Origin of the sequence: Campylobacter sp. LR264d (assembly GCF_008633895.1) — a bacterium.
Taxonomy (GTDB): Bacteria; Campylobacterota; Campylobacteria; order Campylobacterales; family Campylobacteraceae; genus Campylobacter_D.
Genome location: NZ_VJNT01000021.1, coordinates 1 through 11,549 on the forward strand (window position 1 = coordinate 1; position 11,549 = coordinate 11,549).

The window sequence follows — 11,549 nt, forward strand, 5'->3', positions numbered from 1 at the left end:
CTTTAAATCATTTTTTTTTGTATTGAAAATTACTTTTTTCAAACTTTTTTAGATTGTGCAAAAAATAAATTATTAAAAATTTATGCTAATGTTATTTTTTATCTTAAATTCAAATATTTTTAGTTAGAATTCAAATTCATTTTTTAAAAAAAGGAAAAATCATGAAAAAAATTTTATTTTTAATCTTTGCTTTTGTAGGATTTTTATTTGCTACTATAAATATCAATACTGCCACAATAGATGAATTAAAAAGTTTAAATGGTGTTGGTGATGCAAAGGCTAATGCTATCATAGAATATAGAAACGAACAAAATTTCACTAGTATCGAAGATATTAAAAAAGTAAAGGGTATTGGTGATAAAATTTATGATTCGATTAAAGATTCTATCAGCGTTGAATAAATAAATTTAAAGCTTAAAAATCGCTTTTATTAAGCGATTTTTATATAAATCTCAAATTTGCATTTTTTTTTAATTTATAGCACTTGATTAAGACAAACCCTGTTAAAATTAAAAAAATACATTTAAATGTAATTTTTTTACTTTTCAAAATTGCTAAAAAATGTTATAAACTTATTCTTTTATAAATTAATATAAGTCTTGTAATTACTAAAAATTAACACTTTTACTTAAAACTGACATGTTCTTATGAAATAAAAAAATAATAATTTTTATATGAAATACACTCGAAAAAAAGTAAATAAAAAAGAATAAAGAAATCATAAAAAAACAAAGTCCGCAATGAGCTACTTTCCCCATGTCAGTAAGACGTAGTATCATCACCCACGATATGCTTAGCTTCTTGGTTCGGGATGGAACAAGGCGTTTCCACATCTGTATAATCACGGACATTGTTATATAAATATTTTTTTAAAATATTTATATAACAATGTTAAGAAGCAAGTTTAAAAACACTATAAAACCTTAACAAGGAAGTGATGCTATTAAAGTAAGCCAAACGCTCTATTAGTACTGGTCAGCTAAAGGACTTTCATCCATTACACACCCAGCCTATCAAACTAGTAGTCTACTAGAGAGCTAAGAGAAGATTCATCTTAGAGTTGGCTTCACGCTTAGATGCTTTCAGCGTTTATCCTATCCAAACTTAGCTACGCTGCGATGCTCTTGGCAGAACAACAGCTACACCAGTGGTTTGTTCAACCCGGTCCTCTCGTACTAGGGTCAAATCTCTTCAATCTTCTTACGCCCACGGCAGATAGGGACCGAACTGTCTCACGACGTTCTGAACCCAGCTCGCGTACCGCTTTAAATGGCGAACAGCCATACCCTTGGGACCTGCTCCAGCCCCAGGATGCGATGAGCCGACATCGAGGTGCCAAACCTCCCCGTCGATGTGAGCTCTTGGGGGAGATCAGCCTGTTATCCCCGGGGTACCTTTTATCCTTTGAGCGATGGCCCTTCCACTCAGAACCACCGGATCACTAAGACCGACTTTCGTCTCTGCTCGACTTGTATGTCTTGCAGTTAAGCTGGCTTATACCTTTATACTCTGCAAACGATTTCCAACCGTTTTGAGCCAACCTTTGTAAGCCTCCGTTATTATTTGGGAGGCGACCGCCCCAGTCAAACTACCCACCAGACATTGTCCTACTTGAGGATAACTCAAGCTAGTTAGCTACCCAAATAAGAAAGAGTGGTATCTCAACAATGGCTCATAATAAACTGGCGTCTATTACTCAAAGCCTCCCACCTATCCTGCACATTCTTATCCAAGCAGCAGTGTCAAGCTATAGTAAAGGTCCACGGGGTCTTTCCGTCTTGCCGCGGGTAGGAGGAATTTTCACCTCCACTACAATTTCACTGGATCCCTCTTTGAGACAGCTCCCATCTCGTTACGCCATTCATGCAGGTCGGTATTTAACCGACAAGGAATTTCGCTACCTTAGGACCGTTATAGTTACGGCCGCCGTTTACTCGGGCTTCGATCAAGAGCTTCGCTAATGCTAACCCCATCAATTAACCTTCGAGCACCGGGCAGGCGTCACACCCTATACATCCTCTTGCGAGTTAGCAGAGTGCTGTGTTTTTGGTAAACAGTCGGGAGGGACTCTTTGTTGTAAGTTTCTTTGCTTTCGCAGTAAATGCTAATACAAAGCTAACCACACCTTATACCGAAGATACGGTGCTATTTTGCAGAGTTCCTTAAAGAGAGTTCTTCCACGCGCCTTAGAATACTCATCCCACCCACCTGTGTCGGTTTACGGTACGGGCAACATAAACTAAACTTAGAAACTTTTCTTGGCTCGACGGCATCAGGGGTTCTCCTCGCTATCCGAAGACTTTGAAGAGCCTTTCAGCTCTCGGAGTATTCTTATACGGATTTGCCTATATAAGCTCCTACAACCTTAGACTAGCACTTCCATCCGCTAGCCCCCCTAGCCCTAAGCGTCCTTCCATCGCACATTTATGTTGGTATAGAAATATTAATCTATTTGCCATCGCATACCCCTTTCGGACTTTGCTTAGGACCCGACTAACCCTACGATGACGAGCATCGCGTAGGAAACCTTGGGTTTACGGCGAATATGATTCTCACATATTTTATCGCTACTCATGCCTGCATGCTCACTTCTATTCGCTCCAGCACTCCTTACCGGTATACCTTCAACGCAAATAGAACGCTCTCCTACCACTTGCACTTAATTCTAATTACTTTTATGTTGATAAAGTTTACAACTAAAATCAAAGAATATTGTATAAAATTTCTATATTTGCTTTATAGTTTGACATCAAATAAGATATTGAATTTATACAAGTTAATTTTTTTATTTTTTTGTTCTTAAATAACTAGAATTAAGTGCAAGTCTAAAGCTTCGGTACTCATTTTAGCCCCGTTATATTTTCCGCGCAAAATCACTAGACCAGTGAGCTATTACGCTTTCTTTAAAGGATGGCTGCTTCTAAGCCAACCTCCTGGTTGTTTAAGTAACTTCACATCGTTTTCCACTTAAATGAGATTTAGGGACCTTAGCTGTTAGTCTGGGTTGTTTCCCTCTTGACGACGGATTTTATCACTCGCCGCCTGACTGCTATGATTACATTAAAGGTATTCGGAGTTTGATAGGGTTTGGTACATTGGTGTATGCCCTAGCCCATTCAGTGCTCTACCCCCTCTAATTACGACATAACGCTATACCTAAATATATTTCGGAGAGAACCAGCTATCACGAAGTTTGATTGGCCTTTCACCCCTATCCACAAGTCATCCCGGGGCTTTTCAACGCCTATGGGTTCGCTCCTCCACTAGCTCTTACACTAGCTTCAAGCTGCTCATGGATAGATCACTTCGTTTCGGGTCTGCAGCATCTGACTATATGCCCTATTAAGACTCGCTTTCGCTACGGCTTCGCGTTTGCTTAACCTTGCCAGACACCACAACTCGCAGGCTCATTATGCAAAAGGCAGTCCATCACACTTATGAATCCTTTTGAAGAATTTTGGCTTTGCTTTTTAGCTTAGATAAATTTAGAAAGAAAAATTTAAAGTCTAAACTTATTTTTTATAATTCCTCAAAAGGACTCATAATAGTGCTCTGAATGATTGTAAGCAAATGGTTTCAGGTTCTATTTCACTCCGCTCACCGCGGTTCTTTTCACCTTTCCCTCACGGTACTTGTTCGCTATCGATCTGGTATTAGTATTTAGGGTTGGAGAGTGGTCTCCCCAGCTTCGGACAAAATTCCACGTGTTTCGCCCTACTCAGGATACTGCTAGCTAAATCTTGGTTTCGCACACGGGGCTATCACCCTCTTTGACTATCCTTTCCAGAATATTATGCTTACCGTAATTATTGCACATTGCAGTCCTACAACCCCCAGTGCAAGCACTAGGTTTGCCCTCTTACGTTTTCGCTCGCCGCTACTAACGTAATCTCTTTTGATTTCTTTTCCTAAGGGTACTAAGATGTTTCAATTCCCCTCGTTCGCTCCATTTAGGTAATATATATCTCTAATATATTGGGTTGCCCCATTCGGAAATCTATGGATTAAAGCTTCTTGACAGCTCCCCATAGCTTATCGCAGTCTAGTACGTCCTTCATCGCCTTTACCAGTCAAGGCATCCACCATTCGCTCTTAGTAGCTTACCTTTTTGATTTACTTTTTAACGCACGTAGTAAATTCGTGCTAAAAGTAACAAAAGTTAAAAACCTACCCCACCAAGCCTTATAAAAGCTTGAAAGTTTAAGCTTAACTTTATCACTTAATTAAAAAGTATTGTGCATAAATAAGCATTTAAATTTAAAAATTAAATTTAAGCTGTATTTATATAATTCTAAAACGCATCACTTCCTTGTTAAAGTTTTATACGATTAAATTCTTTTATCTAAGACGGAAAGCATTCAAAAACTTATATTAAGCAAAAATATAAGACGTGATATTTGAAACTTATATCTTTAAAAATTTAAAGATAAAGATAAAATTCTTTAATCCCTTTAACAAGTCCTGTAAAATTGTTTAAAAACTTGCTTGTGACTCTTAACAATGATAATTAAAAGAACATATAATAAAAAAATTATTATCTTAGGTCTTAAAACCTAAAATAAAATTATAAACTATAATCTTATTTTAGCTTTCAAGACTAGTTATTAATAAATCTTACTAAGATTGATAAATAATGGTGGGCCTAACAAGACTTGAACTTGTGACCTCACCCTTATCAGGGGTGCACTCTAACCAGCTGAGCTATAGGCCCTTTATGGTGGAGAATAGCGGGATCGAACCGCTGACCTCCTGCGTGCAAAGCAGGCGCTCTCCCAGCTGAGCTAATTCCCCGAATTATCTCGTATTTTAAGTTAGCTTAAAATTTATATTTATTTGCACTATTTTTATTATCAATCTTTAAAATCTAAACAAATGAGGATTGAGTTTTAGTAAGTCTTGTGAGAGAACTTACTTTGTACTCTAGAAAGGAGGTGATCCAACCGCAGGTTCTCCTACGGTTACCTTGTTACGACTTCACCCCAGTCGCTGATTCCACTGTGGAGAGTAGCTAGTTTAGCATCCCCTCTTCGAGTGAAATCAACTCCCATGGTGTGACGGGCGGTGAGTACAAGACCCGGGAACGTATTCACCGTGACATGGCTGATTCACGATTACTAGCGATTCCGGCTTCATGCTCTCGAGTTGCAGAGAACAATCCGAACTGGGACATATTTTATAGATTTGCTCCACCTCACGGTATTGCGTCTCATTGTATATGCCATTGTAGCACGTGTGTCGCCCTGGGCGTAAGGGCCATGATGACTTGACGTCGTCCCCACCTTCCTCCTCCTTACGAAGGCAGTCTCCTTAGAGTGCTCGGCCGAACCGTTAGCAACTAAGGACGAGGGTTGCGCTCGTTGCGGGACTTAACCCAACATCTCACGACACGAGCTGACGACAGCCGTGCAGCACCTGTCTCTAAGTTCTAGCAAGCTAGCACCCCTTTATCTCTAAAAGGTTCTTAGGATATCAAGCCCAGGTAAGGTTCTTCGCGTATCTTCGAATTAAACCACATGCTCCACCGCTTGTGCGGGTCCCCGTCTATTCCTTTGAGTTTTAATCTTGCGACCGTACTCCCCAGGCGGTATGCTTAATGCGTTAGCTGCATTACTGAGATGACTAGCACCCCAACAACTAGCATACATAGTTTAGGGCGTGGACTACCAGGGTATCTAATCCTGTTTGCTCCCCACGCTTTCGCGCCTTAGCGTCAGTTAAGTTCCAGCAGATCGCCTTCGCAATGGGTATTCTTGGTGATATCTACGGATTTTACCCCTACACCACCAATTCCATCTGCCTCTCCCTCACTCCAGATTATCAGTTTCCCAAGCAGTTTAATGGTTAAGCCACTAGATTTCACAAGAGACTTGATAATCCGCCTACGCGCCCTTTACGCCCAGTGATTCCGAGTAACGCTTGCACCCTCCGTATTACCGCGGCTGCTGGCACGGAGTTAGCCGGTGCTTATTCCTTTGGTACCGTCAGAATTCTTCCCAAAGAAAAGGAGTTTACGCTCCGAAAAGTGTCATCCTCCACGCGGCGTTGCTGCGTCAGGCTTTCGCCCATTGCGCAATATTCCCTACTGCTGCCTCCCGTAGGAGTTTGGACCGTGTCTCAGTTCCAATGTGACTGATCATCCTCTCAGACCAGTTAAGCGTCATAGCCTTGGTAAGCCATTACCTTACCAACTAGCTGATACTATATAGTCTCATCTTTTGCCGAAAAACTTTCCCATTTTATCTTGTGATAAAACGGAGTATAGGGTATTAGCACTCATTTCTAAATGTTGTCCCCTAGCAAAAGGCAGATTAACTATATCTTACTCACCCGTGCGCCACTAATCCACTTCTAGCAAGCTAAAAGCTTCATCGTTCGACTTGCATGTATTAGGCACGCCGCCAGCGTTCACTCTGAGCCAGGATCAAACTCTCCATAAAATAAAGAAAGTTTAATCTTTTATAATCTTTTTTCAAAGACTTCAAAGAAAATTTATAAGCTTAAAGCTTATCTCTGACTCAATCGATCACTTATTTAGATTTCAAAGATTGACTAATAAGATTTAAAAATAACAATACTAAATTAAAGAACAAAATTCAAAACAATACTAAAATTATTTTGGATTTGAGTTTCGTGTTTTTTGACGAAACGAAGTGAAATTATATAGAATTATTCTTAAATGGAGTTTAAAAAGGTAAGGGTTAGGTGGGGAATTTGGAAAAAGTTTTTTTTGTGAGTTGAAATTTAATAAATTTATAGAAGTGGGAAAAATTAAGGATATAAAGATTGATAGGATAAGTACAAAGCTTGGAGGCTTTGCATTAAAGAACCTTTAAAACTTTGTTTAAATTATCTTTTTTAATACCTTTCCATACAAAAAAATCAAGCCATATCCAAAGTCCCAAAGTAAGCCACCATAAAAATAATTTAGCAACGCCTAATCCCATATCGCCTTTATAAAATCTATCTACCCCAAGGGTACCAAGGAAAATACCTAAGATAAGCCATATAATAGGATTTTTAAGATTTAAAAATGGCAATTTAACATTAAAATCTTCCATTTGTTGTGGTGAAAGCTTATCTAACTTGCTTTTTAATAATGGAGCACCTTCTGATGATATCTTATCTTGTAGCGACATAAGTACAATGTTTGAGTCCATGTTTTCTCCTTTTTGTAAAATTTGAAAACGCATTTTATTAAAAAAAAAAAAAAAAAAAAATCAAGTTGCCCTAAAAGCTATTTGCTTGAAAGCTTTATAGCAAATTTTACTGCTTGCTTGTAACTTTTTGTATTTAGTTTAAGTCCTTTAAATGCCTTATCAAATGCTGTTCCATGGTCTACGCTTGTGCGAATTATTGGTAAATTTAAACTTACATTAATGCTTTTTTCAAAATACAAGGCCTTTAAGGGTGCAAGGCCTAGGTCATGATACATTGCAATAAGCCTATTGCAATGCTTTAAATTAGCCTTTAAAAAAGCTGTATCTGCTACCAATGGATAAGGGATAAAAACATTTTTTTTATGCTTTATAATTTCATTTTGTAAATTTTCATTATCTAAAAATTCTTTAAGTTCTTTTGTATCGCCTGTTGTGTTTAAAAAATTTATATAAGCGTTTGTAAACTTAATCGCTTTTTTTATGATGAGTTCTTCTCTTCCACCTATTACTCCATTATCAGATGCATGTGGATTAAAGCCTAAAACACCAATTTTTTTAAATTTGCTTTCTTTGTAAAAATCATAAAAAAACTCACACAATGCCTTAAATTCAATCTTTGAACTTACTTCATTTAAGGCAATATGCTCAGTAAAAAGCCCTACAAATAACTCCTTGCAACCTAGCATCATAATGGCTTGTTTATTATAAAATTTTCTTAAAAATTCAGTATGCCCTTTAAACTCGATACTCGCCCTACTCCAAGCTTCTTTATTTATAGGCAAGGTTACAAGGGCATTTGCACGTTTTTTTGCTACAAAATTATTTGCTGCTACAAAGCTTAAAAAAGAATACATTCCACTTTGTTCGCTAACCTGTCCAGGTCTTATTTTAAAATCTCTGCAAACTTCAAAGTTTATAGCACTTGTATAAGAATAAATATTAAATTTCTTGCCCTTTTTGATTAGTTTAAAACTATCATTTACGCCCTTGTGAAATTCCACTAAATTAACATTTTTAAGCCCTAAATTTGCAAGTTTTAAACCTTGTTTTAATAAATTTTTATGCACAAAATAAAAAGGGATGCATATCTTGCAAAGTTCCTTGTGAGTTTTTGCTAAAAGTTCGACGCTAATGCCGTTTATATCGCCTATGCTAATGGCTATTTTTTTCATCTTTTAAGCAAGGCCTTCATTTCTAAAATCGCTTCTTTAAGCCCTACAAAAATAGCCCTTGCAACTATGCTTTGGCCTATATTTAACTCACAAATTTCATTGATTTTAACTATTTCTTTTACATTATGATAATTTAAACCATGTCCAGCAGCTACTTTTAAACCCAAGCTTTTGGCCTCTTTTGCACAAATTTTAAGCTTATTTAATTCATCTTTAAGTCTTTGTTTAAGCTCAAATTTTGAAAGTTTAAGCTCATCTAATGCAAAAGCTGTATTATTGATATTTGTAAATAAGGCATTATATAAATTTGCATAATTACCTGTATGAAGTTCAATAAACTGGGCTTTTAATGCAAATGCCTTTTTAATATCCTTTAAATTTGGATTGATAAATAAAGATATCTCAATGCCAGCATTTTGTAATTTTTCAATGCTTAAAACAAGGTCTTTATTGTCTAAATTTAAACCACTCTCAGTTGTTAATTCTTCTCTTTTTTCAGGCACCAAAGTAACCCTGCTAGGTCTTAAAGTCGTAGCTAAATTTATAATTTCATCCACACAAGCACATTCTAAATTTATAGGTAATTTGCAAAATTTAATTAAATTTATTAAATCAAAATCTTGGGTATGGCGACGGTCTTCTCTTAAATGTATAGTGATTTGTTCGCACAAATTTTCGCATATAAAAGCTGCTTTTAAAAGGTCTGGGTCATTTACCATTCTTGCTTGTCTTAAAATGGCAATGTGGTCGATATTTACACCTAAAAACATTAATTTTCCTTTAAAAATTTTTGCTATTATACTAAAAAATTTAAAGGAAAAGTTTATGCTTGGGATTGATTTGGGTTCAAATACTATGCGTGGCGTTGTAATGGATGAAAATTTTAAAAAAATTGATAGTTTTGAATTTATAATTGGGGCTGCTAAAAATCTTAATGAAAGTGGCAAAATAGGAGATGAGGCTATTTTAAGACTTAAAAATGCCCTTACAAAGCTTAAAAAATATGATTTAAAAAATGCTAGAGCCTTTGCTACTGCTGCCTTTCGTAAGGCTAATAATACAAATGAAATTTTTGAAAATTTAAAAAATGAATTTGATATAAATTTTAAGACAATTGACGCAAAAACTGAGGCAAGATTAAGCATTTTGGGTATGAAATTTGGGCTTAGAAATTTAAAAATGAGTGGTGAGTTTGGCTTTATTGATTTAGGTGGGGCGTCATGTGAGTTTACTTTTAAAAACTATTTTCAAAGCTTTGATTTTGGCATTATTAGCTTTTATGAAAGGGCTATTGAAAACCCCCTAGTAATGCAAAGTGCTTTAAAATGTCCTTTTTTAAAAAATACAAAAAATAAAAGGCTTAAATTACAAGCTGTGATAAAAGATAAAAAGCTTTTAAACCTTGCATTTAAAGCCTTTGAAGAGGTAAAATTTATGAAAAAAATGATTCATAAAATGAAGTGTAAAAATATAGTTTTAAACTCGGGCGTTCCTACTACTTTAGTCTCTTTAAAACAAGGGCTAAGATATGATGAGTATGATTCAAATTTAATAAATGGTAAAAGTTTAAGCAAAAATGATTTTTTATATCTAGGGCTTAAAATTTGGTCCATGAGTGAAAACGAGGCTAAAAAATGGGTCGGGTCCATGAGAAAAAATTATCTCGTAGCAGGTTGCTTTTTATTTTACTCCCTTTTAGAAAATGAAAAGATTATAGTAGTTGATGAAGGTTTAAGGGAGGGAATTTGTCTTGAAAAGGTGATTAGTACCTTTTCTTAAATTTTCTTTTTATTAAAAATATATCTATTAAGACAAATTTTATTAAACCCCCAAGATACCAGTATTTATAGGCTTTGATAAAGCCTTGACCTAGTTTATAGCTTAAATGTTCTTTGCATTTTAAACCATCTTCGTAATTTGCATAGCTTTCAAGTGGTGATAAAATGTGCTTGTGCTGCTGAGTAGCTAGTTTAAATTTAGCACTTTCTTCTTTGTGAAGTGTGTAAATATAACTTAGCACGAAAGGCAATCTTATGAAACCCATGAGGGATTTTGAATTTTGTATCATTACAAAACCAAGCTTATATGAGAGCTGGTTTTTAACCCTTGCTACAGCGTTTGTTTTAATATCTTGTGAAATGCTAAGATTGACATTTAAATTTTGATATTTTTTATTTAGTTCTTTTTTAAGGGCTATCGTTTGAAGTTCTTTAAATTCGCGTTTTGCCTTAAATAATCTTAATTCTTCTAAGTCCTTTTGTTGTGCTATATTTGGATTAGCCCTTAGTTGTTTAATGGCTTCTAAATCAAGTTTTTCTTTATTTATATAAGATAAAAGTTTATACATTTTGCTTTCTTGTAAATCAATGTCAATTAAATCAAGTCTATCAATAAAGCCAAATTCATTAACGCAAATTTTGTAATTTACCATACATTCGTAAAGGCAAAATAGTATATCCTTGTTTCTCCAAGGTTTATTCGCAAATCCTGATAAATGCCAAATATCGCTACTTGCACTACTAAATACTGGATTAACATTTGCAAATGGAAATAAATGTTTAGTATTTAACTTATATTTATCAATTAAAACCCCAAAGGGTGATTCATCGCTTAGGCATAAATCATGATGTCTTTGTACTTCAAAAATAAAACGTAAATTTTCAAATCATTCTTTAGTTAAATTATTTTGTGTTTTTTCTAGTAAGGATTTGTTTAAATGAAAGAGTCCACCATTTGGATTTATATTTTCGCCCTTTATACCAAGGCTTTTAAGATACGGCTTTGTGATATATGCATTTTTTTCCATAAAAGCCCCCCCATGTCATAATCAAAGCTAAGGGCTCTATCAAAGATATCACGGGTTACTAACATATCGCTATCAAGCCATAAAACGCTATCAAATTCTTTTAAAAGTTCAAAAATATAAAATTTAGCATACAGTATATATCCATTGCCCCATCTTTTATTATCTGGCCAAGGAATTTTATCTATATCCCCCGGATAATCTTTTTTAAAATCTTGTATACCATAATATCTAAACTCAACCACTCCCGGCCAAATGCTTTCAATCTGCCTTTGAATCTGCTCACTTATACCATCATACATTACAATAATCTTTGTAATATCCTTTTTATTATACCTTTTAAGCCCTACTATAACATTTGCCACAGCAAAGTCTAAATTTTCATCACTTGCCATTAAAACTGCAAAACTCATTTTA

At 35.4% G+C, this 11,549-nt stretch carries 8 protein-coding genes, 2 tRNA genes and 3 rRNA genes; 2 read left to right on the forward strand and 11 right to left on the reverse strand.

Features of this window, described 5'->3' with window-relative positions:
• Positions 1–161 precede the first annotated feature (161 nt).
• A complete protein-coding gene (locus FMM56_RS04715; RefSeq protein ID WP_150140806.1) occupies positions 162–401 on the forward strand; it encodes a ComEA family DNA-binding protein in 240 nt (79 codons plus the stop codon).
• 331 nt (positions 402–732) lie between these two features.
• Here FMM56_RS04715 and rrf read toward each other — a convergent pair.
• From rrf to FMM56_RS04755, 8 genes are all read right to left on the reverse strand, one after another.
• Positions 733–849, reverse strand: a 5S ribosomal RNA gene (gene rrf / locus FMM56_RS04720).
• Positions 850–944: 95 nt separating this feature from the next.
• Positions 945–4,106, reverse strand: a 23S ribosomal RNA gene (locus FMM56_RS04725).
• A 528-nt stretch (positions 4,107–4,634) separates the two neighbouring features.
• Positions 4,635–4,711 (reverse strand) — tRNA-Ile (locus tag FMM56_RS04730).
• Between the two features lie 4 nt (positions 4,712–4,715).
• A tRNA-Ala gene (locus FMM56_RS04735) sits at positions 4,716–4,791 on the reverse strand.
• Positions 4,792–4,924: 133 nt separating this feature from the next.
• Positions 4,925–6,437: ribosomal RNA gene (locus FMM56_RS04740) — 16S ribosomal RNA — on the reverse strand.
• Together the 16S, 23S and 5S rRNA genes with 2 tRNA genes alongside form the textbook arrangement of a ribosomal RNA operon.
• Before the next feature lie 381 nt (positions 6,438–6,818).
• Positions 6,819–7,157 carry an NINE protein gene (locus tag FMM56_RS04745; RefSeq protein WP_150140804.1) on the reverse strand — a complete coding sequence of 113 codons (339 nt, stop codon included), beginning with the start codon at positions 7,155–7,157 and terminating at the stop codon, positions 6,819–6,821.
• Between the two features lie 77 nt (positions 7,158–7,234).
• Entirely contained in the window at positions 7,235–8,329 is a 1,095-nt protein-coding gene (pdxA, locus tag FMM56_RS04750; protein WP_150207913.1) for a 4-hydroxythreonine-4-phosphate dehydrogenase, read from the reverse strand.
• Complete coding sequence (locus tag FMM56_RS04755; protein ID WP_150207915.1) at positions 8,326–9,099, reverse strand: pyridoxine 5'-phosphate synthase; 774 nt, start codon at positions 9,097–9,099, stop codon at positions 8,326–8,328. Before FMM56_RS04755 ends, pdxA begins: the two co-directional genes overlap by 4 nt.
• A gap of 55 nt (positions 9,100–9,154) precedes the next feature.
• Here FMM56_RS04755 and FMM56_RS04760 point away from each other — a divergent pair, with 55 nt between their 5' ends.
• The gene (locus FMM56_RS04760; RefSeq protein WP_150207917.1) at positions 9,155–10,108 is read left to right on the forward strand and encodes a Ppx/GppA family phosphatase; all 954 of its coding nucleotides are present in this window, start codon (positions 9,155–9,157) and stop codon (positions 10,106–10,108) included.
• Here FMM56_RS04760 and FMM56_RS04765 read toward each other — a convergent pair.
• From FMM56_RS04765 to FMM56_RS04770, 3 genes are all read right to left on the reverse strand, one after another.
• Positions 10,092–10,760: a hypothetical protein gene (locus tag FMM56_RS04765; RefSeq protein ID WP_150207919.1), complete on the reverse strand. Its 669-nt coding sequence runs from the start codon at positions 10,758–10,760 to the stop codon at positions 10,092–10,094. The two genes, FMM56_RS04760 and FMM56_RS04765, sit on opposite strands and share 17 nt — an antisense overlap.
• A gap of 234 nt (positions 10,761–10,994) precedes the next feature.
• Positions 10,995–11,135 (reverse strand): hypothetical protein, encoded by a 141-nt coding sequence (locus FMM56_RS08715; RefSeq protein ID WP_190319022.1) that lies wholly within the window; start codon positions 11,133–11,135, stop codon positions 10,995–10,997.
• A complete protein-coding gene (locus FMM56_RS04770; protein ID WP_150207921.1) occupies positions 11,084–11,545 on the reverse strand; it encodes a glycosyltransferase in 462 nt (153 codons plus the stop codon). Before FMM56_RS04770 ends, FMM56_RS08715 begins: the two co-directional genes overlap by 52 nt.
• Positions 11,546–11,549: the final 4 nt, after the last annotated feature.

Coding starts and splice junctions, on each gene's coding strand:
- FMM56_RS04715 (WP_150140806.1), top strand. CDS start 162: ATGAAAAAAATTTTATTTTTAATCTTTGCTTTTGTAGGATTTTTATTT.
- FMM56_RS04760 (WP_150207917.1), top strand. CDS start 9,155: ATGCTTGGGATTGATTTGGGTTCAAATACTATGCGTGGCGTTGTAATG.
- FMM56_RS04755 (WP_150207915.1), bottom strand. CDS start 9,099: ATGTTTTTAGGTGTAAATATCGACCACATTGCCATTTTAAGACAAGCA.
- pdxA (WP_150207913.1), bottom strand. CDS start 8,329: ATGAAAAAAATAGCCATTAGCATAGGCGATATAAACGGCATTAGCGTC.
- FMM56_RS04745 (WP_150140804.1), bottom strand. CDS start 7,157: ATGGACTCAAACATTGTACTTATGTCGCTACAAGATAAGATATCATCA.
- FMM56_RS04770 (WP_150207921.1), bottom strand. CDS start 11,545: ATGAGTTTTGCAGTTTTAATGGCAAGTGATGAAAATTTAGACTTTGCT.
- FMM56_RS04765 (WP_150207919.1), bottom strand. CDS start 10,760: ATGGTAAATTACAAAATTTGCGTTAATGAATTTGGCTTTATTGATAGA.
- FMM56_RS08715 (WP_190319022.1), bottom strand. CDS start 11,135: ATGGAAAAAAATGCATATATCACAAAGCCGTATCTTAAAAGCCTTGGT.